This is a genomic window from Mesorhizobium sp. IMUNJ 23033 (genome assembly GCF_044778005.1).
Taxonomy (GTDB): Bacteria; Pseudomonadota; Alphaproteobacteria; order Rhizobiales; family Rhizobiaceae; genus Mesorhizobium; species Mesorhizobium amorphae_A.
The window spans coordinates 1-22,805 of sequence record NZ_JBJACT010000029.1; the positions used below are offsets into that span (position 1 = coordinate 1).

General features: G+C 64.3%; 26 protein-coding genes and 1 pseudogene. 13 read left to right on the forward strand and 14 right to left on the reverse strand.

Annotation, left to right across the window (positions count from 1 at the left end; all coding sequences use genetic code 11):
• A pseudogene (locus ACFX5Q_RS26155) lies at positions 1-109 on the forward strand (IS5/IS1182 family transposase); the annotation flags it as partial.
• Between the two features lie 13 nt (positions 110-122).
• Here the strand turns inward: ACFX5Q_RS26155 and nanR are convergent.
• Positions 123-833, reverse strand: coding sequence for a transcriptional regulator NanR (nanR, locus tag ACFX5Q_RS26160; protein WP_404282708.1), 711 nt, complete (start codon positions 831-833; stop codon positions 123-125).
• Positions 834-1,019: 186 nt separating this feature from the next.
• Between nanR and ACFX5Q_RS26165 the strand changes: the two genes are divergently transcribed.
• From ACFX5Q_RS26165 to ACFX5Q_RS26185, 5 genes are all read left to right on the forward strand, one after another.
• On the forward strand, positions 1,020-2,618 hold the full coding sequence (locus ACFX5Q_RS26165) for an ABC transporter substrate-binding protein (RefSeq protein ID WP_404282709.1): 1,599 nt from the start codon (positions 1,020-1,022) through the stop codon (positions 2,616-2,618).
• Positions 2,619-2,715: 97 nt separating this feature from the next.
• A complete protein-coding gene (locus ACFX5Q_RS26170) occupies positions 2,716-3,672 on the forward strand; it encodes an ABC transporter permease (protein ID WP_404282710.1) in 957 nt (318 codons plus the stop codon).
• On the forward strand, positions 3,665-4,570 hold the full coding sequence (opp4C, locus tag ACFX5Q_RS26175; protein ID WP_404282711.1) for an oligopeptide ABC transporter permease: 906 nt from the start codon (positions 3,665-3,667) through the stop codon (positions 4,568-4,570). The genes ACFX5Q_RS26170 and opp4C overlap by 8 nt, the downstream gene beginning before the upstream one ends.
• On the forward strand, positions 4,567-6,636 hold the full coding sequence (locus tag ACFX5Q_RS26180) for a dipeptide ABC transporter ATP-binding protein (protein ID WP_404282712.1): 2,070 nt from the start codon (positions 4,567-4,569) through the stop codon (positions 6,634-6,636). Before opp4C ends, ACFX5Q_RS26180 begins: the two co-directional genes overlap by 4 nt.
• A gap of 131 nt (positions 6,637-6,767) precedes the next feature.
• A complete protein-coding gene (locus ACFX5Q_RS26185) occupies positions 6,768-7,664 on the forward strand; it encodes a dihydrodipicolinate synthase family protein (RefSeq protein WP_404282713.1) in 897 nt (298 codons plus the stop codon).
• A gap of 18 nt (positions 7,665-7,682) precedes the next feature.
• Here the strand turns inward: ACFX5Q_RS26185 and ACFX5Q_RS26190 are convergent, their stop codons facing one another.
• Positions 7,683-8,234 (reverse strand): dihydrofolate reductase family protein, encoded by a 552-nt coding sequence (locus tag ACFX5Q_RS26190; protein WP_404282714.1) that lies wholly within the window; start codon positions 8,232-8,234, stop codon positions 7,683-7,685.
• A gap of 73 nt (positions 8,235-8,307) precedes the next feature.
• Entirely contained in the window at positions 8,308-8,733 is a 426-nt protein-coding gene (locus ACFX5Q_RS26195) for a hypothetical protein (protein WP_404282715.1), read from the reverse strand.
• Between the two features lie 157 nt (positions 8,734-8,890).
• Here ACFX5Q_RS26195 and ACFX5Q_RS26200 point away from each other — a divergent pair, with 157 nt between their 5' ends.
• Entirely contained in the window at positions 8,891-9,094 is a 204-nt protein-coding gene (locus ACFX5Q_RS26200) for a DUF3606 domain-containing protein (protein ID WP_006201503.1), read from the forward strand.
• On the forward strand, positions 9,091-9,270 hold the full coding sequence (locus tag ACFX5Q_RS26205) for a hypothetical protein (protein ID WP_404282716.1): 180 nt from the start codon (positions 9,091-9,093) through the stop codon (positions 9,268-9,270). The genes ACFX5Q_RS26200 and ACFX5Q_RS26205 overlap by 4 nt, the downstream gene beginning before the upstream one ends.
• 17 nt (positions 9,271-9,287) lie before the next feature.
• On the opposite strand, the gene ACFX5Q_RS26210 is transcribed toward ACFX5Q_RS26205, so the two are convergent.
• Positions 9,288-9,434 carry a hypothetical protein gene (locus tag ACFX5Q_RS26210; protein WP_006201500.1) on the reverse strand — a complete coding sequence of 49 codons (147 nt, stop codon included), beginning with the start codon at positions 9,432-9,434 and terminating at the stop codon, positions 9,288-9,290.
• 519 nt (positions 9,435-9,953) lie between these two features.
• Here ACFX5Q_RS26210 and ACFX5Q_RS26215 point away from each other — a divergent pair.
• Positions 9,954-11,570 carry a tlde1 domain-containing protein gene (locus ACFX5Q_RS26215; protein WP_404282717.1) on the forward strand — a complete coding sequence of 539 codons (1,617 nt, stop codon included), beginning with the start codon at positions 9,954-9,956 and terminating at the stop codon, positions 11,568-11,570.
• Between the two features lie 44 nt (positions 11,571-11,614).
• On the opposite strand, the gene ACFX5Q_RS26220 is transcribed toward ACFX5Q_RS26215, so the two are convergent.
• Positions 11,615-12,370, reverse strand: coding sequence for a DUF4239 domain-containing protein (locus ACFX5Q_RS26220; RefSeq protein WP_404282718.1), 756 nt, complete (start codon positions 12,368-12,370; stop codon positions 11,615-11,617).
• Between the two features lie 154 nt (positions 12,371-12,524).
• Here ACFX5Q_RS26220 and ACFX5Q_RS26225 point away from each other — a divergent pair, with 154 nt between their 5' ends.
• The 3 genes from ACFX5Q_RS26225 to ACFX5Q_RS26235 all read left to right on the forward strand — a co-directional run bounded on the left by ACFX5Q_RS26225 (position 12,525) and on the right by ACFX5Q_RS26235 (position 14,870).
• Entirely contained in the window at positions 12,525-13,310 is a 786-nt protein-coding gene (locus ACFX5Q_RS26225) for a ThuA domain-containing protein (RefSeq protein ID WP_404282719.1), read from the forward strand.
• Positions 13,311-13,376: 66 nt separating this feature from the next.
• On the forward strand, positions 13,377-14,435 hold the full coding sequence (locus tag ACFX5Q_RS26230) for a Gfo/Idh/MocA family protein (RefSeq protein ID WP_404282720.1): 1,059 nt from the start codon (positions 13,377-13,379) through the stop codon (positions 14,433-14,435).
• An 84-nt stretch (positions 14,436-14,519) separates the two neighbouring features.
• Positions 14,520-14,870 carry a GFA family protein gene (locus ACFX5Q_RS26235; protein WP_404282722.1) on the forward strand — a complete coding sequence of 117 codons (351 nt, stop codon included), beginning with the start codon at positions 14,520-14,522 and terminating at the stop codon, positions 14,868-14,870.
• A gap of 20 nt (positions 14,871-14,890) precedes the next feature.
• On the opposite strand, the gene ACFX5Q_RS26240 is transcribed toward ACFX5Q_RS26235, so the two are convergent.
• The 9 genes from ACFX5Q_RS26240 to ACFX5Q_RS26280 all read right to left on the reverse strand — a co-directional run bounded on the left by ACFX5Q_RS26240 (position 14,891) and on the right by ACFX5Q_RS26280 (position 21,980).
• Positions 14,891-15,619, reverse strand: a complete 729-nt coding sequence (locus tag ACFX5Q_RS26240; protein WP_404282723.1) for an amino acid ABC transporter ATP-binding protein — start codon at positions 15,617-15,619, stop codon at positions 14,891-14,893.
• Between the two features lie 32 nt (positions 15,620-15,651).
• Positions 15,652-16,326, reverse strand: coding sequence for an amino acid ABC transporter permease (locus ACFX5Q_RS26245; RefSeq protein WP_404282724.1), 675 nt, complete (start codon positions 16,324-16,326; stop codon positions 15,652-15,654).
• Positions 16,323-17,000 carry an amino acid ABC transporter permease gene (locus ACFX5Q_RS26250; protein ID WP_404282725.1) on the reverse strand — a complete coding sequence of 226 codons (678 nt, stop codon included), beginning with the start codon at positions 16,998-17,000 and terminating at the stop codon, positions 16,323-16,325. Before ACFX5Q_RS26250 ends, ACFX5Q_RS26245 begins: the two co-directional genes overlap by 4 nt.
• A gap of 101 nt (positions 17,001-17,101) precedes the next feature.
• On the reverse strand, positions 17,102-17,890 hold the full coding sequence (locus ACFX5Q_RS26255; protein ID WP_192181439.1) for an ABC transporter substrate-binding protein: 789 nt from the start codon (positions 17,888-17,890) through the stop codon (positions 17,102-17,104).
• Positions 17,891-17,992: 102 nt separating this feature from the next.
• Positions 17,993-19,156 carry a saccharopine dehydrogenase family protein gene (locus tag ACFX5Q_RS26260; protein WP_404282726.1) on the reverse strand — a complete coding sequence of 388 codons (1,164 nt, stop codon included), beginning with the start codon at positions 19,154-19,156 and terminating at the stop codon, positions 17,993-17,995.
• Positions 19,153-19,662, reverse strand: coding sequence for an Lrp/AsnC family transcriptional regulator (locus tag ACFX5Q_RS26265; RefSeq protein ID WP_404282727.1), 510 nt, complete (start codon positions 19,660-19,662; stop codon positions 19,153-19,155). Before ACFX5Q_RS26265 ends, ACFX5Q_RS26260 begins: the two co-directional genes overlap by 4 nt.
• A gap of 199 nt (positions 19,663-19,861) precedes the next feature.
• Complete coding sequence (locus tag ACFX5Q_RS26270; protein WP_404282728.1) at positions 19,862-20,587, reverse strand: 3-keto-5-aminohexanoate cleavage protein; 726 nt, start codon at positions 20,585-20,587, stop codon at positions 19,862-19,864.
• Between the two features lie 241 nt (positions 20,588-20,828).
• A complete protein-coding gene (locus ACFX5Q_RS26275; RefSeq protein ID WP_404282729.1) occupies positions 20,829-21,167 on the reverse strand; it encodes a hypothetical protein in 339 nt (112 codons plus the stop codon).
• 147 nt (positions 21,168-21,314) lie between these two features.
• Positions 21,315-21,980, reverse strand: a complete 666-nt coding sequence (locus ACFX5Q_RS26280) for a phytochelatin synthase family protein (RefSeq protein WP_404282730.1) — start codon at positions 21,978-21,980, stop codon at positions 21,315-21,317.
• A 180-nt stretch (positions 21,981-22,160) separates the two neighbouring features.
• On the opposite strand from ACFX5Q_RS26280, the gene ACFX5Q_RS26285 reads away from it, so the two are divergent.
• A complete protein-coding gene (locus tag ACFX5Q_RS26285) occupies positions 22,161-22,586 on the forward strand; it encodes an OsmC family protein (RefSeq protein ID WP_404282731.1) in 426 nt (141 codons plus the stop codon).
• The last annotated feature ends 219 nt before the right edge of the window (positions 22,587-22,805 follow it).

The window sequence follows — 22,805 nt, forward strand, 5'->3', positions numbered from 1 at the left end:
CTTCAACAAGCTCAAGCACTTCAGACGCATAGCCACTCGATACGACCGGCGTGCCCTATGCTTCCTCAGTTTCGTCCAACTCGCTTGCGCAATGCTATGGATGCGGTGAATGTCGATTCAGCCTAGTCCTGTTTCGACGCGCCCGCATTGAACTTGCGCCGGGCGTTTTCCAGATGCTCGCGCATTGCTCGTCCCGCCGCTTCCGGGTCGTGACGCTCGATCGCCTCGAACACCGCCTGGTGGCCGGCGAAACTCCGGCGGTTCTCGACCTCTGTGTTGGCCATGTGGATGCGCTGGTTGATCAGCCATTCCACCAGCGCCTCATGCGCGGCGAGGAAGATCGGATTGCCGGGGATCTCGGTCAGCACGCGGTGGAAGGCGACGTCGGTTACGGCGAAGGCGCGGGCGCGGGGAATGGCGCGCTCGTTCTCGGCAAGTGCGGCAGCGAGTGCCGCAATCTGCGCTGATGTCGCCACCTCGGCGGCATGGCGCGCGATCGAGACTTCGAGGAACAGGCGCAACTGCTCGAAATGGCCGATGCCGTCGGGCTGGTCCATCAACAGATGCGCCGTTCCGGTCAGCTGCTCCAGCATGCTGCGCGGCGTCGGCCGCGTCACCTTCGGCTTCTCGCCGCTGTTGATGCGCACCAGCCCCATCTTCTCCAGCGCGAACAGCGCCTCGCGCACCGAGGGGCGGCCGACGTCGAACATCGTCATCAGTTCGCGCTCGGACGGCAGCGATCCGCCGACCGGATAGACCTCGTCGCGGATCATCTCCTCCAGGCGCAGGCGAACCTCGTCCGACAATTTTTTTCGTACCGGCATATTGTGCATGGTCTACCTTTTAAGCTAGTATACCAGTCGTCGCAAGTGAGGACTTGCGCGACCGAAGGGTTGGAGGGCCGCTGCTGGCTGATGGCGCGGCGGCCGGCGCGACAGGCGAGGCTGGCGCGGGAGCAAGCCCGGAGCAGGGGCATGCCCCCGATTTCGGCCGCCGGAAAACAACGGGAGGAGAATTCCATGAGACGATTGTTGATGAGCCTTGTGCCGGCTTTGGCCATGATGTTTGCCGCCGGTGCCGCCAAGGCGGATGGCGGCACGTTCCGTTCGGCCATGCGCACCGGCTGCATCGAGATGGGCACGCTGCACACCACTTGCGGCCACCGGCTCGACGAGACGGTGCTGCAGGGCCTCGTCCACATCAAATGGACCGGCGACGACGTGCAGCCGATCCTGGCCGAAAGCTGGAAGACGCCCGACGGCGGCAAGACCTACATCTTCAACCTGCGCCAGGGCGTCAAATGGCATGACGGCACGGCCTTCACCGCCAAGGACGTGATGTTCAGCCTCAACCTCTACGCCAACCCCAAGGTCGGCTCGCCTTGGTCGCAGAAGCTTGGCGCGGTGGCCGGATACAAGGCGTTTCAGGATGGCTCGGCCTCCTCGCTTGCAGGGGTGAAAGCACTTGACGATATGACCGTCCAGGTCGAGCTCGACAGCGCCAAGCCGCTCTGGGTCCAGTTGCAGCTTATCGCCATCAGCATCTTTCCCGAACACATTCTGGGCAAGGTCGCTCCGCAGGACATCAAGGGCAATGCCTTCTGGGTCAACCGCGTCGGCACCGGCCCGTTCATCTGGAAGAAATACGAGAGCGACCAGTATGTCGAGGTCGACCGCAATCCCGACTATTTCCTCGGCGCGCCCAAGCTCGACCGCATCATCTACCAGATCTACAAGGACGTGCCGCCGATCATCGCCGCGCTGGAGACGAAAGAGGTCGACGCCATGTCCTATGAGGGCGGCGGCGTGCCGATCTCCGAACTCACCCGGCTGCAGAAGCTCGACTATCTGACGGTGTTGCCGAAATTCTCCGCCGGCCTGCCGACCTATCTGCAGTTCAACCTGGCCGACAAGCGCTTCGCCGATGCCAAGGTGCGTCAGGCGATGCTCTACGCGATCGACCGCAAGGCGATCATCGAGACGGTCAAGCAGGGCGCCGGCGAATTGTCGAACACGCTGTTCCCGCAGGACTGGGCGCGCGCCAAGGACCTCGAGCCCTATGACTACAATCCCGACAAGGCCAAGCAACTGCTTGCCGAAGCGGGCTGGGACGGCAGCCAGCCGGTCGATTTCATCTACTATTATTCCGACCAGATGAACGTCGACACCGTCACCGCCATCCAGAGCTATCTGGCCGCCGTCGGCGTCAACATCCAGCCGCGCCTGCTCGATCCGGCAGCCATCAACCAGGTCTATGCCGACGGCACTTTCCAGATGGGCTTCTTCGCCAACGGCATGGGGCTCGATCCCTCGCTCGGCTCGCCGCTGGTCGTCTGCGGCGCCAAGCCGCTGGGCTTCGGCTACTGCAACCCGAAGCTCGACGAGCTGTTCAACCAGGGGCTGGAGTCGGCGGATCGTGAGGTGCGCGCCGAGGCGTACCAGGAAGCCTCGCGCATCCTCAACAAGGAATTGCCCAAGGCCTGGCTGTGGAACGAGGTGCGGCCGCTCGCCTTCAACAACCGCATCGTCGGCCTTGCCCAACACTTCAAGGAACAGCCGCTCGTGATCTTCAACCACGCCGTCTACAACGAAGTCGAGAAGTGGGAAGTGGCCAAGTAGATCGCCGCCAAAACACCCTCGACTGCATGGGGCTCCGGCCCAGCGGAGCCCCATGATTCCCCGCTTTCAACACTCGCGCTTGGCATAGGAGAGGCCGGTGCTCAGCTATCTCTTGCGCAAGCTCCTGCTCGGCGTGCCGGTGCTGTTCGGGGTCACGATCATCGTCTTTGCCATCGCCCACGCCATGCCGGGCGATGCGGTGCTGGCGATGATCACCGCCGAGGCGCCGTCGAGCGAGGAGCTGATCGCCATGCGGCGCGGCGAGCTCGGCCTCGACCAGCCGCTCTACATCCAGTACCTCAACTGGATCGGCCAGATCCTGCACCGCAATCTCGGACGCTCCTTCGTCAATGGCCGCAGCGTCGCCGCGATCATCGGCGAACGGCTGCCGATGACGCTGGAGCTGATGGGCGTGGCGCTGCTTGCCGCCTTCGTCATCGGCACCACGCTCGGCGTCATCTCGGCGCTCCGGCAATACAGGCTGACCGACTATGCGCTGACGTTGGGCGGCTTCGTCGGCGTCTCGATCCCGGACTTCTTCATGGGCCTGCTCTTGGTCTATGTCTTTGCGCTGGAATTGCGCTGGCTGCCCTCATCGGGCATCTCGACCGCGGGCGACAGCTTTTCGCTGGCCGACAATCTCAGGCACCTGATCTTGCCGGCGGCAGCACTTGCTCTGTTCCGCGCCGCGATCTTCATGCGCTATGCGCGTGCCGGCATGCTCGAAGTGCTGAACCAGAGCTATATGCGCACCGCCAGGGCCAAGGGGCTCAAGCCCAGCACTATCGTGCTGCGCCACGGCCTGCGCAACGCGCTGATCCCGCTGGTCACCGTCTTTGGCCTGGCGTTGCCGACTTTGTTCGGCGGCTCGGTGGTGATCGAGACCATCTTCCAGTGGCCGGGCATCGGCCTGATGTTCATCGACGCGGTGGTCAACCGCGACAGCCCGGTGATCATGGGCTACGTGCTGATCACCGCCATCATCGTCATGCTGGCCAACCTTGCGACCGATCTCGCCTACAGCGTGCTCGACCCGAGGGTGAGCTATGACTGACGCCGCCATCGACGCCGGCATTGCGGCAGGCGCCTCGCGTGGCCTGTGGGGCGAGGCGGCGCGCCGCTTCCTGCACCACCGGCTGGCAACGGTCGGGCTGGTGGTGCTCACCATCATCGTGCTCGCCTGCATATTCGCGCCGCTGATCGCCCATTACGGGCCGAACGACATCGACCTCAGGGGTCGCAACCAGCCGCCGGGCGGCGTCCATTGGCTCGGCACCGACGGCACCGGGCGCGATATCTTCGCCCGCATCCTCTATGGCGGCCGCATCTCGCTGTCGGTGGGCTTTATCGCCGTGGCGATCTCGGCTGCCATAGGCATCTTCGTCGGCGCCGTCGCCGGCTATTTCGGCGGCAAGGTCGACCTCTTCCTGATGGGCCTGATCGACATGGTGCTGACCTTTCCGCGCCTGGTCATCATCATCGCCTTCGTCGCCGTGGTCGGTCCCAGCATCGTCAACACCATGCTGGTGATCGGCCTTCTCAGCTGGCCCTCCATCGCCCGGCTGACACGCGGCGAGATCCTTTCGCTGCGCAACCAGGAATTCATCCTCGCCGCGCGCTCACTCGGCACCTCGCCATCGGTCATCATTCTCGAGCACATATTGCCCAATGTGCTGAGCCCGATCCTGGTGGCGATAACCCTCGACGTCGCGACCGTCATCCTGCTCGAGGCATCGCTGTCCTTCCTTGGCCTCGGCGCCCAGGCGCCGGCCGCCAGCTGGGGCAACATGCTGCGCGACGCCCGCACTTTGTCGATCCTGGAGAGCCAGCCCTGGATGTGGATCCCGCCCGGCGCCATGATCGCCATTGCCGTGCTCAGCATCAACTTCGTCGGCGACGGCCTGCGCGATGCGCTCGACCCGCAGCATATCATCGGCGGAGGCGGCAAATGATGCACGCCGATACGCTTGCGCGTGACAAGGTGGAAGCGGCCCGGCAGGGGCCATTGCTCGACGTGCAAGGGCTGAGCGTCGCCTTCGGTCCCGAAGGCCGCGCGGTCTATGCCGTCAACGACGTCTCGTTCCAGCTCGCCGAGGGCGAGTCGCTGGCGATCGTCGGCGAGAGCGGCTCCGGCAAGTCGGTCACCGTGCAGACGCTGATGGGCCTGATCCGCAAGCCGCCGGGCCGGGTGACATCAGGCCGCGCGCTGTTTCGCGGCAGCGACCTGCTCGCCATGCCGGACAGCGAGCTGCGCCAAATCCGCGGCCGCGACATCGCAATGATCTTCCAGGATCCGATGTCGTCGCTGAACCCGGTGCTGACCATAGGCCTGCAACTGACCGAGGCGCTGCGTGAGCACCAACGCCTCAGCGAAAAACAAGCCGAGCACCAGGCGCTCGACATGCTGGACCTCGTCGGCATCGCCAATGCGGCGCAGCGCATGCAGGCCTTTCCACACCAGTTCTCAGGCGGGCAATTGCAGCGCATCGGCATTGCCATGGCGCTGGTCTGCAAGCCCTCGATCCTGATCGCCGACGAGCCGACGACGGCGCTCGACGTCACCATCCAGGCGCAGATCGTCGAGCTGGTCGCCCGCCTGCAGAAAGAGCTCGGCATGGCGATCATCTGGATCAGTCACGACCTCAGCCTCGTCGCCGGCTTCGTCGAGCGCGTGGCGGTGATGTATGCCGGCAGTCTCGTCGAGACCGCACCGGTGGAGCGGCTGTTCGCAGCACCCACCCATCCCTATACGATCGGCCTGCTCAACTCGATCCCGTCGCTGACGGCGGCAAACACCAGGCTGGTGCCGATCAAGGGCGCGCCGCCCAACGTCACGTTGGCGCCGACCTTCTGCGCCTTCGCGCCGCGCTGCGATCATGCCGTCGCCCGCTGCCGCGAGGCAAAGCCGGTGCTGGAGCCGGTCGTATCAGGCCACGCCGCCGCCTGCTGGCGCTGGCGCGAGTTGCAAGGTTTTCCGCGCGCCCCGGAATCAGTCATGGCGACCGCACGGGCATCCGGCGCCGCGCCAAATGAGCCGCTGCTCACCGTCGCCGGCCTGAAGGTGCATTTCCCGATCCGCCGCGGCGTGCTCCGCCGTCAGGTCGGCGCGGTGCGCGCCGTCGACGGCGTCAGCTTTGAGGTGCTGCGCGGCGAGACGCTGGCACTGGTCGGCGAAAGCGGCTGCGGCAAGTCGACGACCGGCCGCGCCGTGCTTGGCCTCGAACGTCCGAGCGAAGGTGAGATCCTGTTCGAGGGCCGGGACTATGCCGATGCAACGTCCGAGCGGCTGAAAGAGCGCCGGCGCGACATGCAGATGGTGTTCCAGAATCCGTTCGGTTCGCTCAATCCGCGCATGACCGTCGGCCGCATCATCGGTGAGGGCTTGCGCGCCCAGAAGATCGGCACCCGCGCCTCGCGCGAGGCGCGCGTTAGCGACCTGCTGGCGCTGGTGGGTTTGCGCGAGGCGTTGCGCGACCGCTATCCGTTCGAGCTCTCCGGCGGCCAGCGCCAGCGCGTCGGCATCGCCCGCGCGCTCGCCGGGAGCCCGAAATTCATCATCGCCGACGAACCGATCTCGGCGCTCGATGTCTCCATCCAGGCGCAGATCGTCAACCTGCTCGACGATCTGAAGGCGCGGCTTGGCTTGACCTATCTGTTCATCGGCCACGATCTGTCGATGATCCGCTATCTCAGCGACCGCGTCGCGGTGATGTATCTCGGCCGCATCGTCGAGACCGGCACCACGGCTTCGGTATTCGGCACGCCGCTGCATCCCTATACGCGGGCACTTTTGTCGGCGATCCCGGTGCCCGATCCGAAGGCCGGCGGCCCGCGCCGGCGGATCGTGCTTGGCGGTAGCGTGCCCGATCCGTCGAAGCCGCCTTCCGGCTGCCATTTCCATCCGCGCTGCCCGAAGGCGACCGAGATCTGCGCCAAGGTGGCACCCGAGCCGCGCGACTTCGGCGCATCCATCTCCGGCCAGCACCTTGTCACCTGCCACCATGCCGGGGAGGCCTAGGCGATGCCTCTGAACCGCAGCCAGCTGCCGGAAAAGGTTACACTGAAACAAGACGATAGAGCCGGAACCGGAATCACTGGACCAGGCTCCGATATCTCCTGCAAAATCCTGAAAGCACCGAGGATCCCAGAATGAAGAGAGAATTGGCGGGCATGTATGCCGCCTTGATGACCGGCCTCAGCGACGCGGGCGAGTTCGATCCGCAGCGCCAGCGCAACATCAACGACTATGTGCTGCGCCAGGGGCTGGCCGGGCTCTATGTCGGCGGCAGCAGCGGCGAGTCCGGCCTGCTGACGGTCGACGAACTGCTGGCCCAGCAGGAACTGGTCGCCGAGAACGCCAAGCCAAGTGGCACAACGCTGATCGCCCATGTCGGCATGCCCAATCTGCGCGATTCCGTTCGCCTGGCGCGGCAGGCCGAGAAGCTGGGCTACCACGCGCTGTCGGCGCTGCCGCCGCATTCCTACCCGTTCTCCGACGAGGAAGTGTTTGGCTACTACCAGGCCTTGGCCGGTGCCACCGGCCTGCCGCTGATCGTCTACGAGATCCCCTTGCGCACCGGCCGGCCGCTGCCGCTGGCGCTCTTGGTGCGGCTGCTCGATCTCGCCAATGTCGTCGGTATCAAATACACCTCCACCGATCTGTTCAAATATTCGCTGCTGCGCAAGCGGCAGCCGCGAAAGCTGTTCTATTACGGTTTTGACGAGATCTATGCTGCCGCCGGAATGCTCGGCACTGAGGGCGGCATCGGCACTACCTACAATCTGCTGGGGCGGCTCTACGTCGCGGTGGACCAGGCGGTGCGCGCCGGCGACCTTGTCCGTACCCGCGCCTTGCAGATGGTATCGCAGGACTTTGTCGAGGCGCTGATGGAAACCGGCGTGCTGCCCGGCATGAAGGCGGCCTTCCGCGTCATCGGCGTCGACTGCGGCCCCACCCGCGCGCCGATGACGCCTGCGGTCGCCGACGCCGAAGGGCGCATGCGTGAGGTCCTGGCCCGCCCGGCGATCCGGGAATGGCTGGCCTGAGGCAAGCGCCGTTGACGCTCAGGCTGGTGCGTAACGCAGCAGCGTCACGCCTTGGGAAAGGCTTTCCGTGCCAAGCGGCGTCAGCTTAAGCGACAGGCCGGCGTGGAAGTACGGCTTGCCGCCGCCGAGCACGACCGGATGCATGTAGAGCCGGTACTCGTCGATGAGGCTCGATCGTGCCAGATGCGCGGCAAGTTCGGCGCCGCCGACGACGATCTGGCCATCCGTCTCCGCCTTGAGATCCCTGGCCACGGTCTCGGCGTCACCGCTCGCCAGCCGGGCGTTCGGGCCAACGTCCCGCAGCGTCGTCGAAAACACGATCTTCGGCGTTTCTCGCCAGGCGCGGGCAAAATCCCGCTCGACTTCGGCGCCGGTCTCGCGGTCCGGGCTGTCCCAGAAGCGCATCGCCTCATACAGCCGCCGTCCGCAGAGCATGATCGAGGTCTGTCTCATCTCGTCGTTGAAATGCTGGTGCAATTCCTCTTCGGGCACCGGCAAGTCGATGTTTCCGTCCGGCCCGGCAATGTAGCCGTCCAGCGACATCAGCATGGAATAGATGATCCTTCCCATTGGGGTCTCCTTGTTCACCAAGGATACAAAACAGATTGCATTTTGCAATCGGTTTTCACGTGACGGGTAAAAATCACCCGACGCGGCGCAGCGCCGAAAGGAACAGCAAAAGCAGCGCCAGCGCATTGAGGCAGGCGGCGGCCGCATGCGAATATTCCCACTGCCGCCGCAGCATCTCCCAATTGTCGGGCAGCATGGTCCAGTTGTGGGTCGCCCGGTTGACTGGGAACGTAAACGTCCAGAAAGCGAACTGCGTGGCGCCGATGGCGATGAAGGCGAGGGCGACGAGGCCGAAGGCGCCGCCCGAACGGTAGAGCAGCACCGCAAGTGCTGCGGTCGAGAGAAGCGCTCCCAGCACGACGATACCGAACAGGCTCCAGCCGTCATAGGCGCGCTGGGCGGCAAGGTAGCTGGTGCCGTCGAGCCTAAGCTTGTTGAACATCGCAAAGACATGCGCGCCGGCCGGCACGAAGGCCAGCGCCGCGAAGATGAAGCTCACCACCCTCAGACATAGACCGCCATGCCGATCTTCCTTTCGAGGAGACAGCTAGCGCGGCAGGCAGGCTTGGGAAGGAGACGAGGCGGCTGGCGGAACTGCCGGAGAAGGGAACCTGTCGGTCGCCCCTGCCGTTGTGCCGTAAGCAGGGAGGTGCGTTATGAACAAGTTCGGCAAGGACAACATTCCGCGAGACGATCAGACCATCGACCCGGACAACGTGCTGGACGTCGAGGCGCTGGCGCTGCGAACCGGCATCACCGGCGATCAAGCGCAGGCGCTGGTCGACCGCATCGGCAATGACCGCGCCGCATTGGAACAGGCGGCGCGAGAGCTGAAGCAGCAGGAAAGTGAAAAACCGTGACGGCCAACCGCAAATCCGTACGCAAGTCAAAGACCGAAAGCGTGGAGCGGAAGGCAATGCGCCTGGCCGAGACCACCGATGTCTCGCCCAAGCAGGCCAGGGATTTGACGCGCGAGCACGGCAAGGACAGCGAAAAGGTCGACAAGGAAGCGAGGAATTTCAAGGCTGAAGGCTGAGCCTTCGACGCCTCGGTTCAGAAGCCGAAGAACTGCTTGCCGACCATGTAGCCGAGCGCCACCACCGCCAGCGGGAACAGCGCCGGCGCTACCTTGCCGAGGGGCGACGGCCTGGTCTCGTTCGCTGGACTGTTGGGCTTGGCGTTGTTGAGGTTCTTGGTCATTGGCTCGTGGTCGACGGATCAAGCATATTAGCTTGTCCTCAATAGCTTAATTTTTGGCAAACAGGATCTGGCAAACGAGTGGCTGGTCGGCCGTTTGTCCTGCCGCCAGGCCTTCCGCCTGACACCGCGAATGGTCGCGCAAACAACTCGTTGCCGCGCGCATCAGAACGCGCCGGCAAGGGCATCACACCCAATATTTCATTAGTGAAATCTAATATGATCGATTCAAATGGCTGTTCCGCGCGCCCGCTCGTGCCGGGGTTTCTTGACTTGATCAGCAAAAACGGGCAGCAAGGCAACTGAGGGAGAGCATTTTTACCATAGCGAAGACTGTGGAGGGCTCTTTTATCGTATCGACCGCCGTGCAATCGGCGACCGATGGAGGGATTGGTTAACCAACTTTGTCCATCTTTTGATTCAATCGGCAACAGACGCAGGAAGGTGCAGGGGGCACCAGGCGAACTGTAATCGAGACGGATGCCAGGTCCATAAGCCGGCACGCCGATTGAGAGTGGTTGTATGGCGTTTGTGCGTTTGAAAGACCGGGGCGACAATCCTGATCGTGGATTGACTTCGAAGAAGCCCGGCTTGCGCTGGGTCGCGGTTCCCGCCGTCGGCGCGGTGATCGCTCTGTGGTCGGTGGCGACCATGGCCGGCCTCGATTCCGTCGGCACCTCCCTCACCGCCGCTTCCAACGGACTGCCGCAAAGCCTGCTTGCGCCCAGAACCGTTGCGCTTGCCGACCCGCGCCGGACGCTCGCCTGGGCGCCTCAGCTTTCCGCCGGCGGCCGGTCGGCTTCGCTGCTCGGCCAGTGCGATGCCGGCTGCCTGCGCGCGGCTTCCAGCTTCGGCCATGACGGCAAGATGGCGCGGCTGCAGCCGGCGGCAAAACCGGATAGGATCGCGCCGAAGACACCGAATGCGGTAGCGCTTGCCGCTCTGCCCGGCGACCGCTTCGACGGTGTGGTGGCGAGGGCAAAACTGTCGCCGCAAAAGCTCGCTGCCGCCTTTGCCCGCGCGCAAAACAGGCCCTTCATGCTGGCGAGCCTGCCATCCGATGCCCGCTTCGCCGAGCCCGTTGTTCGCCTGCCCGACCAGAACGGCCCGGCTTCAGTGCGCTTCGGGCCGCAAGTGGCTGAGATAGAACGCTCGTCGCGCCTGGCCCTTGCGCTGGCCAATGCCATGCCGGAGGCCGCCGATATGTTGTCGCCGCCGCCGTCCGTTGCGCTGGCAGCGCCTGACACGCAGCAGGCCGAGGTTCAGGTAGCCTCGCTGCCGCCACAGGACGAGATGCCGGACGCAATTCCGTTGCCGACTGGCCGGCCGCAGGCGGAGATCGACCAACCGGCCCAATCTCCCAAGATCGAGTCCCCCAGGGCCCGTGCCTCCAAGACAGAGACCGAGGCGCCAAAGGCTCAAGTCCCAAAGGCGCAGGCTACAAAGCCCACCAGGACCCAGTCGGCCAAGGCCGCGGATGTGCCGACGGCCGAGGCACCCCGCGCGCCGGCCATGTCGCCACGCAGCGCCGAGCACGGGGTCCTGCCGGGCGTGCAAGCCAACCAGGTCGTGCAAGCCAGCCAGGGCAAGCCGGCCAAGCCAGCCAAGCGGTCGAAGGCTCAGGACGGCGAAATGCTGGCCTATGCCAAGCCCGACATGCCCGAGCGCGGCGCAGGCGGCGTGTTCGGCAATTTGTTCACCAGCCGGCCCAGCATGGGCAATGGCGTTGCCGTCTACGACATCTCGGCGGCGACGGTCTACATGCCCGATGGCTCGAAGCTCGAGGCGCATTCGGGGAAGGGCGCCATGGTCGACCAACCGCGCTTCTCCAACCGCAAGAATTCCGGCCCGACGCCGCCCGACACCTACAATCTGTCGCTGCGCGAATCGCGCTTCCACGGCGTCGAGGCCATCCGGCTGACGCCGACCAGCGGCAGGAACAAATATAACCGCAACGGCCTGCTCGCCCATACCTATCTGCTGCGCAACGCCCCAGCCCAATCCAGCGGCTGCGTGGCCTTCAAGGACTATGGCCGCTTCCTCGCTGCCTTCAAGAAGGGCAAGATCAAGCGCCTTGTCGTGGTGCCGCGCATGTCCAAGCCCTTGACGCAGGTCGCCCAGGAAGGCCGCCAAGGCTAGGTCCGACTTGAATCGCAACGGAGCCCGGACTGCGGTCTAAACACTCACTGCGTCATTTCCGCCAGCGCCCGCTGCAGCGGCGCCGGTGAGATTTGGATCGGCCCCGAAAACGGCAGGTCCATATCCAGGATCAGATAGAGTGCCGAGGCGACAAGTGCTGCCGACACGATGAAGGTGCCGACGACGGTGGCGTTGCGCGGCGCCCGGAAGCCGAAACTCGCGAAGATCAGCGTCAGCCACGCGACGAGCAGCGCGATCAGCGGTGCGGGGATCGCGCCTTCCGATTGTTCGACAAGCACCCAGCGTTGCTCGATTACCTTCTGCAGCTGCTGGGTCGCATTTTGCAGCAGGGCCGCATGCCTGGCCTCCGGCGGCGTCAGTGCCGCCAGCATGTCGCCGACCTGGTTGAGCAGCAACTCGGACAGCCGGTTGGCGACGGCCGGGGTCTGCTGGCTGGGGGAGGTGGCATCGACAACCCGCTGCGCGTAGGCGGCGAGCGACTGGCGTGCCGGGTCCGTCTCGGGTCCGTATTGCCTGAGCGAACGGTCGAGCAGGATCAAGTCCGTTGCGAAGACGTGGACGTTGTGGTCGATGGATTCGAACGTGTTCTTGGCCGAGTTGATCATCAGGCCGAGCACCAGCGAAGACATCACCACGAACAGGTTCGCGGCATGCCACACGACGGCGCTCGTGTCGTCCTGGCGATGGTGGCTCGGAAATCTCTCATAGATCATCAGGCTGGTCAGCGAAGCGCCGGCCAGACAGATGAAGATCCCCAATCCAATCAGGCCCTCCCTCATGACTGATATTGTGCACGACATTGGGCAAATGTCGCGCTGAATCATTTTGGCAGGACTGGCGGCTACGGCATTGCGCGGAAAGCGCTTTCAATGCCAGCCGAAGGCACTATGTATGACCGGGGCGGCTCCGGCTTCACACCATCAAGAGGATATCATGACAATACGCGCTGTCGTCTGGGGCGAGAATATCCATGAGCGCACCAATGAGGTCGTCGCCTCGATCTATCCCGAAGGCATGCACGCCACCATCGCCAAGGCGTTGAACACGGACACTGGCATTTCCGCCTCGACCGCGACGCTGGAGCAGCCGGAGCACGGCCTGCCGGCCGCGCTCCTGGCCGAGACCGACGTGCTGGTCTGGTGGGGCCACAAGGATCATGGCGCCGTCGCCGACGAGGTGGTCGAGCGCGTGGCGCGCCGGGTCTTCGAGGGCATGGGGCTGATCATTCTGCATTCCGGCCATTTCTCGAAGATTTTCAAACGGCTGATGGGCACGCCCTGCACGTTGAAATGGCGCGAGGCCGGCGAGCGGGAACGGCTCTGGGTGACCAGCCCGAGCCACCCGATCGCCGAGGGCGTCGGCGAATATTTCGAGCTCGAGAACGAGGAGATGTATGGCGAGCAGTTCGCCGTGCCGGAGCCGCTGGAGACGGTGTTCATCTCATGGTTCCAGGGTGGCGAGGTGTTCCGCTCGGGGCTGACCTACAGGCGCGGCGCCGGCAGCATCTTCTATTTCCGGCCGGGCCATGAGACCTATCCGACCTATCACGATGCCACCGTGCAGAAGGTGCTGCGCAACGCCGTGACATGGGCGCACAACCCGCAAGGTGCGAAGCCGGCCATCCTCGATGCGCCGAACGTGCCGGTCGACAAGGCGCTGGAGCCTATCGTCGAGCGCGGCGGAAAACTCCACGCCGCCGGCGAAGCCGGCTTTCGCTAGCCTATGAAGCTTCGGTTCTGGCAAACATCGGACAAGACAGAACCCGTCACGCTGGAAGGTAAAAAGATGCGACTTCTGATACTCGGCACCGGATGGATGGCGCAGGAGCATGCCCGGCAGTTCGGCAAGATAAAGGGCGTCGAAATCGTCGCCGCCGTCGATGTCGATGCCAAGCGCGTCGGCGACTTCGCCGACAGCTTCGGCATCCCCAACCGCTTCGCGTCGCTGGAGGAAGCGCTGAACTGGGGCGCCTTCGACGCGGTCGCCAATGTCACGCCGGACCGCATCCATCACCCGACCACCATGGCGCTGATCGCCGCCGGCAAGCCGGTGCTGTGCGAAAAGCCGTTGGCCGAGAATTTCGGCAAGGCCAACGAGATGGCGGATGCCGCCGAAGCCGCCGGCATCGTCAACATGGTCAACCTCACCTATCGCAATATTGCAGCACTGCAGAAGGCACGCGCCATGGTGCTGGCGGGCGAGATCGGCACGGTCAGGCATGTCGAGGCGTCCTATCTGCAGAGCTGGCTGGTGTCGAAGCACTGGGGCGACTGGCGCACCGACCCGAAATGGCTGTGGCGCCTGTCGCGCGACCATGGGTCCAATGGCGTGCTCGGTGATGTCGGCATCCACATCCTCGATTTCGCCAGCTACGGTGCCGCCCTCGACATCGACTATGTGTTCTGCCGCCTCAGAGCCTTCGACAAGGCGCCCGGCAACCGTATCGGCGAATACGGGCTCGACGCCAATGACAGCTTCGCCATGACACTGGATTTCGCCAATGGCGCCTTCGGCGTGGTGCATGCCAGCCGCTGGGCGACGGGCCACTTCAACGAGTTGAGGCTGCGCATCTATGGCGACAAGGGCGGCCTCGAAGTGGTGCACAATCTGGAAGGCTCGGAACTCAAGGCATGCATGGGCGCCAACATCGAGACCGCCAAATGGCAGGTGCTCGATGCCGGCACAGTGCCAACCAACTACCAGCGCTTCGTCGACGCGGTGCTGAGCGGCGTCCAGCCCGAGCCGTCCTTCCACCATGCCGCCGAATTGCAGAAGGTGTTGGACCTCGCGGTGGTGTCGGACGAGAAGCGCGCGGAGCTGAGGGCAAACGCGGATACGCAGTGAGGCCATTTTGCCTGGTCTGGAAAGGAGCCCGTCTTGGTCACGCGTCGCGCGGAATGTTCTTGCGGCCAGCTATCGGCCACTTGCGTGGGCGAACCGGTCCGCATCTCGGTCTGCCATTGCCTGGACTGCAAACGGCGCACCGGCAGCGCCTTCAGCTTCAATGTCCGGTTTGCCGAGGAGGGCGTATCGATCCAGGGGCGATCGGCGGAATTCACGCGCATCGGCGAAGCGGGCGGCCGCGTCACCTACAATTTCTGCCCTGACTGCGGCACTACGGTGCATTATCGGATCGATGTCCAGCCCGGCGTGATCGCCATCCCGGTGGGCGCCTTCGCCGACCCATCGTTTCCGCCGCCCTTCCAGTCCTTCTATCACGACAGCCGGCGCTGCGAGTGGATTGAGATCCGCACCGAGCCTCTGGCGACCTTCGGGTGAAGACGCCGGCCGGCTGAAGCCTAATGCCGCAGGATCTTGCTGAGGAAGGCGCGGCTGCGGTCGGTCTTCGGCTGCGAGAAGAATTCATCGGGCGTGCCGCTCTCGACGATGGCGCCGGCATCCATGAACACCACACGCTGCGCGACCTTGCGGGCAAAGCCCATCTCGTGTGTCACCACCATCATGGTCATGCCCTCCTCGGCCACCGCGACCATGACGTCGAGCACTTCCGAGATCATCTCGGGGTCGAGCGCCGATGTCGGCTCGTCGAACAGCATGATCTTGGGGCGCATGCCGAGGCAGCGCGCGATCGCCACGCGCTGCTGCTGGCCGCCGGACAGCTGTGAAGGATAGGCGTTGACCTTGTCAGCCAGGCCGACCTTGGCCAGCAATTCGCGCCCGGCTTGTTCGGCCTCGGCGCGCGCGATCTTGCGCACATGAATCGGCGCCAGCGTCACGTTCTCCAGCGCTGTCTTGTGCGGATAGAGGTTGAACGACTGGAAGACAAAACCGATTTCGGTGCGCAGCCGTGTCATGTTGGTGGCGGGGTCGCCGAGCCGCTGGTCGTCGACCACCAGGTCGCCGTCCTTGATCGTCTCCAGCCCGTTGATGCAGCGGATCAAGGTGCTCTTGCCCGAGCCGCTCGGGCCGCAGACGACGACGACCTCGCGCGGCTCGACGCTGAGCGTGATATCCCGAAGCACGTTGAGCGCGCCGAACCATTTGTTGACGCCGCGAAACTCGATCATGCTGGTGCGACCTTTGGGTTTGGGAGATGACTTCACAGCTGCACCTCGCCATGCGCCGCACCCATGCGGCGTTCCAGCCGGCGGGCCAGCATGATCAGCGGGTAGCAGACGATGAAATAGCCGAGGCCGACGAGGAAGAACACCAAGAGGCCGTTCGGCACACGCTGCACCACCAGCCAGCCGACGCGGGTGAGGTCAGTGAGCCCGATGGCCGAAACGACCGAGGAATCCTTGATCAGCAGCACATATTGCCCGACTAGCGGCGGCAACACGATGCGCATCGCTTGCGGCAGCACCACCTGGCGCATCCGCTGCCAGCGCGACAGGCCGGATGCAAGTGCTGCCTCGACCTGACCGGTCGGCACCGAGCGGATGCCGGCGACGACGATCTCGCAGATGAAGCAGGCCGCCAGATTGGTCAGCGCGATGATGCCGGCGGTGAAGGCGTCGAGCTCGATGCCGAATTCCGGCAGGATGAAGAAAATCAGGAAGATCTGCACCAGGAACGGCGTACCGCGGATCAGGTCGACCCAGGCGCCGATCACCGCACTGATCAGCCGGTTGCCGCCGGTTCGCAAGATGCCGAGACCAAAGCCGAGCAGCGTGCCCAGCACCAGGCTGATCAGCGACAGCACCACGGTCATGCCGAGGCCGCGCAGCGCCAGCGGATAGCTTCCGGCGAGGCTTTGCAGCTGCTGCCAGATCATGTGCTGCTCCTTGCCGGCTGCAAGCCGAGCCAGCGACTGGACAGCGTCGCCAGCCCCTTCAGGCTGTAGTAGAGCAGGAGGTAGAAGGCGGCGATGGTGACAAAACCTTCTGCCGGCATGAAGCGGTCAGACGCCAGCAACTGGCCGGCGCGCGTCAGTTCGGAAACCGAGATCAGCGACAGCAGTGCCGAATCCTTGACCAGCACGATCGCCTGGCCGAGCAGTGGCGGGATCGTCACCTTGAACGCCTGCGGCAGGATGACCAGGCGCATGCGCTGGACATAGGTCATCCCCGAGGCGACGCCGGCTTCCATCTGGCCGCGCGGGATCGACAGGATGCCGGCACGGATGATCTCGGCGACATAGGCGCCGCTGTTCAACGACAGCGCGAGGATGCCGACGACCAACTCGGGCAGCACGAAGCCGAGCCGGGGCAGGCCGAAATAGAGGAAATAGAGCTGCGCCAGCAAAGGCGTGGCGCGCACCGCGTCGATATAGGCCTTGGCCGGGACGCGAAACAGCCAGCCGCGCTGCAGGTTCATGGCAGCGAGCACGATGCCGACGGCAAGCGCCCCGGCAAAGGACAGCGCCGACAGCCACACGGTCGTGACGAGGCCCTGCCCGAACAGAGGCAGATATTCGACGATGGTGCGGAAACTGAAATTTTCGAGCATCGCTAAACGGAGTCCCCGAGACGAACGAAGCGGTGGACAAAGCGAATTCCGAGCGGTTTCGCGCCGCCGAGGCGCGCGAAGCCGCTCGGATCTATCGCTGCTTAGTGGTCTTTCTTCCAGGCGTCGGAATTGACCCAGTAGTCGAGGTTCTTCTGCAGGCGGCCGTCGACGCTCACCTGGTCGAGGAACAGGTTCATCCAGACCAGCAGGTCCGGCTCGTCATAGCGCGTGGCGAACGCAAGCGGCTCCTTCGACAGGAGGTCCGGCATGATGGTGAAGCTGCCGGCCGGATAGGCGGTCGACTGACCCTTGACCGCCGAGACGTCGTTGACGCCGCAATCGGCTTGGCCGTTATTGACGGCGTCGAGCAGCAGCGGGCCGCCGCCCTTGTAGCTCTTGATGTCGGCATCAGGGAAGGCGGTCTTGGCCTCCTTCTCGCCGGTGGCGCCAAGCAGTACGGCGATCTTGGTGCCCTTGGCCTTGCAGTCCTCGGTGGTCTTGAACTTGCTGTCGGCCTTGGTGAAGACGGTGCTGCCCGTATACATGTAAGGTTTGGTGAAGGCGACCTTCATGCCCCGCGCCAAGGTCGGCGTCATGTCGGCGACCAGCAGATCGGCCTTACCCGACAACAGCGCCGGGATCAGCCCGTCCCAATCAAAGTCGAGGAAGGTGATCTTGACGCCCATTTCCTTGGCCATCAGTTCGGCGAGTTCGACCGAACTGCCTGTGCGTTCGCCGGCGGCGCCGACCAAAGAGAAGGGCGGTCCCTGCGTCTGCACCGCGACGCGCAACTCGCCGCGCTTGGTGATGTCGTCGAGTGTCCCGGCACCGGCAGCAGTGGTGAGGCCGGCGAGCGCAAGGCCGGCGATGAAAAGCTTGGCAATCTTCATTGGGCATTCCTCCTTGTTGTCGTTGTTATTTTCACCCTTCGGGGTGCTTTTTGAGCGGCAGCGCCGTTGCCGGCGGCGACCACCGTCCGAAAATCTGTCTCCTCAGTCCCAGTCGACCGTTTCGGTCACCCGGATGCTGCGCCTGGCCAGTTCGTCGAAGAAGCGGCCGTCGGGCACATGCAGCAGCGGGTTGAGCAGGCCGGGCGTGGTGATCTCGCCCCGCGCCAGCATCTGCGCCACGATGCTTGCGGGGTAGCCGACGCCGAGGCTCATGCCGAAAAGGCCGGATTGGAGGTCGCGTTCGATGATCAACTCCGAGGTCACCGTTTTGCGGCGGCCGCCTTCGATGCCGGAAAAGACATTGCGCATCACGCAAAGGTCCTTCTCGTCGGCGCCGTACTGCAATTGCGGGCCGAGCAGCCGGCCGAGAAATTCGCGCGGGCTGGCGCTGGTGCCGGGCACTTTGTCTTCGGAGAGGAAGCCAAGCTCCTTCAGCGGCGCCCAGAACGCCGACCAACCGGGCCATCGCAGCGTGTAGCGGCCTGAGCGCTGCAGCCCCTTGGCGGCGGCCAGCATCTCGACGTAATGCAGCGCGTCGCCATTGGGGAAGGCCTCCAGCCGGCCCAGGCCCGTGACCTCGATCTCGTGGATGAAGCGGTTGTCGTGTTGCCGGCCGGCCGGCACCGAGACGCGCTCGCCGTCTTCGATCATCACGCTGTCGCGGTTCTGGCTGACCAGAACCATGTCGAAGTTCCAGCTCACCTTGTAGCAGAGCGGCGTGGCCATCGCCTTGGGTTCGGGGATGCCGCCGCAATAGGAATCGATCGATGCAATGCTGTCGAACTGCCTTGCGGCGCGCGCGTAAAGCACAAGGTCGATGCCGGGGTCGAGCCCGCATTCGGTCATGATCGAAACGCCGGCCTTTTCCGCCGCCGGTGCCAGATCGGCGATGGCCTTGCCGTAATTGGTGGTGACCAGCGGCGTACGCGTCGCGATCGCCGCCAGCACCGCCTCGCGCATCAGCGGCTGCGGCAACAGATCGATGACCGCATCGACATCGGCCAGCACTTCAACGAGTGCCGGGCCGATCGCACCTTCGGGCACGACGAAACGCACGCGCGAAAGGTCGGTCAGGCCCTCAAGCCGGGCTGGGCCGTCAGAGGCAGTGTCGACGCAGACGACTTCTTCGACGCCGACGCTGGCGACGAGATCGGCGATGGCTGCCCGGCCTTGCAGGCCAAGGCCGCCGAGAACCGCAATCTTCATGCCGGCTCCTTGCGCGCCGGTGCTTCTTCCGACCAGCAGCCTTCCGGCAGGCTGACCCATTTGTTGCAGGAAGCCATGACGACGAAGGTCTCGCTGCGCACGACTTCGCCCGGAATACCCGCGCCGGGGATCAACTCGCTGGTGATGCGGTAGAGGTCGGCGACATCGCCGGCCACGGTCACGTCGACGATGATGTCGAAGCGCCCGGTGACGACGGAGGCCGAGTTGACGAAAGGCAGTTCCGAGATGCGCTGCGCCAGTTCGCGGGCGCGGCCGCGTCCCTGCGCATTGATGCCGACAATAGCCGAGATCAATTCAGGGCGTTCGGTCAGGTTGAGCAGTCCGACGATCTTGAGCAGGTTGCGGTCGAGCAGGTTGCGCAGCCGCGTGCGCACCGTCGGCACCGAGACCGCCATTGTCTCTGCGAGCCGATTGATGCCGGGCTGGGCATCCTGCGACAGCAATTTGACCAGTCGGCGGTCGGTCTGGTCGAGGTGCTCCCGCAAAGGCTAAAACTTTCACAAAAGAGAAGAATTTTGAGACGTTTTCTTTCTTATATGAAAATATCATAGGGACAATATTTTAAAACAGCAAGAGCAGTTCCGACGGTTGTCAACACGCCGGATACACCCGACGCCCGACCAGGTCGCATCGCCGCGCGAAACATCGTTTCGGCGCAAAGGGTCTACCTGGATGGATCAGCGACTATCGCCCAGCGCGGAAGATCGCCACCGCGGCCGCCGTCAGTGCGGCATTGCCGGAGGCCACCGTTCCGTCAGGCAACTCCTTGCCGTCTTCCAGCCCGACGCGCGTCGACCTCTTCCGCTCCGCCGCCCGCTCGACGAAGGGCCACACGGTCGCGTTCTCGCCATGCAGCAGGATCGAGCGCCGGATGCCGGCGCGTTCCAGCACGGCCTCGATGCCGTCCGAAACGGAGAAAGCCTCGTCCAGCGTCTGCTCTGAAATCTCGATCAGGATGCGCAGCACCCGTCCGCCATGGTCGAGGCTGACCAGGCGTTCGGCGTCGGCGATCGACGCCAGCCCGGCCTCGATGCCGATACCGCGCTGGCGCAGGCTCTCCATCACCAGCGGCGCCGCCGCCTCGCTGAGATTGACCGAGGCATAGTCCGGCAATTCGCGCCAGCCGGCGATGGCCACAAGCGTGCGCTGGTCGTCATTCTCGATCCAGGCGCCGGTGGAGACGCCGATCAGCGTGCCCGGGCAAGCCCGGCGCAGCGCCAGAACCGTCGCGCCCATCGCCGCCGGTGCCAGGCTTTCCCGTCCGTCGAGCCCGCGCGCATGCACATGCAACTCGGCCGCACCGGCGGCCACCGAAGCAGCACCGTCGCGCGCCATGGCGTCGGCATCGAGCGGCAGTTGCGGATGAAATTCGGCGCCGCGCGCGCCATTGATGCAGGTCTGGACGATCATCGGAAAAGCAGCCCGGTTGCGGTTGCGACCAGTCTAGCCGAGGACCGGCGAAAACCGGAATCGGTCGGCGAAGGCTCCTGACAGAAGGACGTGACCCCGGCCTGAATCAGCCACTGCGCGGCTCGCATCGCCCGCTACAAGGTGCCGAAGGAATCTCTGCTTACCAAAACCCTGCCGCGCATCGCGTCCGCCAAGATCCAGAAGTATATTTTGCGCGGGTCTACGCGCTGACTGCGATCCCCTAGTTGCAAATCGGTGGCCGCAGGGAGACGTCTTCCCTGTCCCACAAGCAGGAGGAGGGAAGCGGCCAGGCGCGTTGCCTGGCTAGCCAAAGGCCGTAAGAACCGGAACGAGTGCCGGCAAGAAAACTGGCAGATGAACAGCCGACCAGCCGCTGATGCGCACCCGATGCGTTGCTTTCCCGCCATGAAACTTCATCATTTGCCACAGCGGCGAACCATTGGGCCTCACTCGACGTCAAACCAAAAAGGACGCGACCAGAGTAGTCGGTGGGCTCATCGATGGTCGTGTCGAACACCGCCCAGGTGTCGGGCGGCTCCTGCACTGCGACGAACCTCATTTGAGCCTCCATTGTGCGAAGAGGCTAATATAGCAGTCAGTGCCCTGCGGCCGTGTGAATGAGCCCACATATGGAAGCTGCGCCTTCGCGCTTGTTCGTATCGGCTTGAAATCGGGCAATTTTTTACGCCCTGGATGCACCCAGGCGCTACTCGATCAGCAGCAAACCGCGCTTCTTGTCGCCATCGCTGTCGATCGTGTCCATGGCCGAGAACAGGCGTTCACGCTCGACCAGCCAGGGCTTGTAGCGCTCGTTGACGTCGAGGACGAAAACCATGTCCTCGGCCTCCAGATAGCCACCGATCGGGGAAAAATGGCCGCTGCCGGCGCCGAAGATATTCTCGCGGGTGAAGTTGACGATGTAACGGCGGCCCGGGTCGTTGGCGCGCTTCATGTGCTCGCGGAATTCGTCGGCGCTCAGGTTCCGCAGCACGGAGACTTTCCGACTGGTCTTCGTTCGGGCGACCTCGGCAACCTCGTCCAGTGTCAGCCCGACGATGCAAAATCCTGTCCAGCACTTTCCCGTGCCCTCGAGGACTTCGGCCTCGCTTGTCTCCTCCTCGCCGATGGAACGGAATGTGTTTGCGACGCTGGCCGGACCGCACCGCGAGCCGTTCGATTGCCAGTCAAGGCCGGCGTTGAACGTGGCCGCCACCGGCAGCTTCCAGGCGCTGTCGATCAGCGCAGGGGTACGGATAACCGACGATTGGATTGCGTCGGGCGAAACCGCGGTCTGGCCAACAAGCAACAGGCCGCCGCCAAGCAGGCCAAGGCCGGCAACTGCAATCAAACCAAAGGCGAGACGGCGATTCATTGCCGAACCTCGAAACAGTGCAGCAACAGGACAATTCAGAAGTGCCACAGCGTAGCGAAATCGGAGACAACAGTCGATGTTGCGGCGTCGACCCCGGGCATACCATATAGCGGGGCAGGGCGCGCGCCACGGCGGCTGCGCCCTTGATTTTTGTCTGCCGCGGTCGAAAAGGATTTTGCCATGGGTGAACTCAAGGTGAGGACCCGCGTCACCGGCGCGCTGGCCGTCCTGCCGCCGGGCGGCCTGCCGGTCGTCACCACGCCGACCGGCGGCACGGTCGATGTCGTCACCGCGGTCAGCGCGCCGGGTTTCAATCCGCTCGACCTGCTCTACGCCTCTTTGGCCGCCTGCATGGTGCTGAGCGCCCGCATCGCCGCCACGCGCCTCGGCGTTGCCGCTAGCCTTGGCGAGGTGCGTGCCGATGTGTCAGGCGAAAAGGCGGAGGGCGACTCTTCCCGCGTCGGCCGGATTTCGATCACGCTCGACATTTCGGGCGATCTCGATCAAGCGACGAAGCAACGGATCGTCGAGGACGCCGAGACGATCTGCACGGTGAGCAACACGCTAGGCACGCCGCCGGAGTTGCATGCTGCGCTTGGCGGGTGAGAAGTTGCAGAACTTGGGTTCCTCGCCCCTGCCAGGGGCGGGGGAGAGGTGGCCGCGAAGCGGCCGGAGAGGGGGCCCTCGCAGGGCAAATGACATCGGTCGAAGAAACTCGGGCCACGGTCGCGCCAGTCCCCTCTCCGTCTCAAATTCGCCGAGCCACCTCTCCCCCACTCCCGTGGGGGCGAGGAACCGCCAATCGTCGAAGCTTCAAACCAAGGA

Excerpts from the sequence above, each read along its gene's own strand:
- nanR (WP_404282708.1), bottom strand. The coding sequence starts at position 833 with ATGCACAATATGCCGGTACGAAAAAAATTGTCGGACGAGGTTCGCCTG.
- ACFX5Q_RS26165 (WP_404282709.1), top strand. The coding sequence starts at position 1,020 with ATGAGACGATTGTTGATGAGCCTTGTGCCGGCTTTGGCCATGATGTTT.
- opp4C (WP_404282711.1), top strand. The coding sequence starts at position 3,665 with ATGACTGACGCCGCCATCGACGCCGGCATTGCGGCAGGCGCCTCGCGT.
- ACFX5Q_RS26180 (WP_404282712.1), top strand. The coding sequence starts at position 4,567 with ATGATGCACGCCGATACGCTTGCGCGTGACAAGGTGGAAGCGGCCCGG.
- ACFX5Q_RS26185 (WP_404282713.1), top strand. The coding sequence starts at position 6,768 with ATGAAGAGAGAATTGGCGGGCATGTATGCCGCCTTGATGACCGGCCTC.
- ACFX5Q_RS26190 (WP_404282714.1), bottom strand. The coding sequence starts at position 8,234 with ATGGGAAGGATCATCTATTCCATGCTGATGTCGCTGGACGGCTACATT.
- ACFX5Q_RS26200 (WP_006201503.1), top strand. The coding sequence starts at position 8,891 with ATGAACAAGTTCGGCAAGGACAACATTCCGCGAGACGATCAGACCATC.
- ACFX5Q_RS26210 (WP_006201500.1), bottom strand. The coding sequence starts at position 9,434 with ATGACCAAGAACCTCAACAACGCCAAGCCCAACAGTCCAGCGAACGAG.
- ACFX5Q_RS26215 (WP_404282717.1), top strand. The coding sequence starts at position 9,954 with ATGGCGTTTGTGCGTTTGAAAGACCGGGGCGACAATCCTGATCGTGGA.
- ACFX5Q_RS26220 (WP_404282718.1), bottom strand. The coding sequence starts at position 12,370 with ATGAGGGAGGGCCTGATTGGATTGGGGATCTTCATCTGTCTGGCCGGC.
- ACFX5Q_RS26225 (WP_404282719.1), top strand. The coding sequence starts at position 12,525 with ATGACAATACGCGCTGTCGTCTGGGGCGAGAATATCCATGAGCGCACC.
- ACFX5Q_RS26230 (WP_404282720.1), top strand. The coding sequence starts at position 13,377 with ATGCGACTTCTGATACTCGGCACCGGATGGATGGCGCAGGAGCATGCC.
- ACFX5Q_RS26240 (WP_404282723.1), bottom strand. The coding sequence starts at position 15,619 with ATGATCGAGTTTCGCGGCGTCAACAAATGGTTCGGCGCGCTCAACGTG.
- ACFX5Q_RS26245 (WP_404282724.1), bottom strand. The coding sequence starts at position 16,326 with ATGATCTGGCAGCAGCTGCAAAGCCTCGCCGGAAGCTATCCGCTGGCG.
- ACFX5Q_RS26250 (WP_404282725.1), bottom strand. The coding sequence starts at position 17,000 with ATGCTCGAAAATTTCAGTTTCCGCACCATCGTCGAATATCTGCCTCTG.
- ACFX5Q_RS26255 (WP_192181439.1), bottom strand. The coding sequence starts at position 17,890 with ATGAAGATTGCCAAGCTTTTCATCGCCGGCCTTGCGCTCGCCGGCCTC.
- ACFX5Q_RS26260 (WP_404282726.1), bottom strand. The coding sequence starts at position 19,156 with ATGAAGATTGCGGTTCTCGGCGGCCTTGGCCTGCAAGGCCGGGCAGCC.
- ACFX5Q_RS26270 (WP_404282728.1), bottom strand. The coding sequence starts at position 20,587 with ATGATCGTCCAGACCTGCATCAATGGCGCGCGCGGCGCCGAATTTCAT.
- ACFX5Q_RS26275 (WP_404282729.1), bottom strand. The coding sequence starts at position 21,167 with ATGAGGTTCGTCGCAGTGCAGGAGCCGCCCGACACCTGGGCGGTGTTC.
- ACFX5Q_RS26280 (WP_404282730.1), bottom strand. The coding sequence starts at position 21,980 with ATGAATCGCCGTCTCGCCTTTGGTTTGATTGCAGTTGCCGGCCTTGGC.
- ACFX5Q_RS26285 (WP_404282731.1), top strand. The coding sequence starts at position 22,161 with ATGGGTGAACTCAAGGTGAGGACCCGCGTCACCGGCGCGCTGGCCGTC.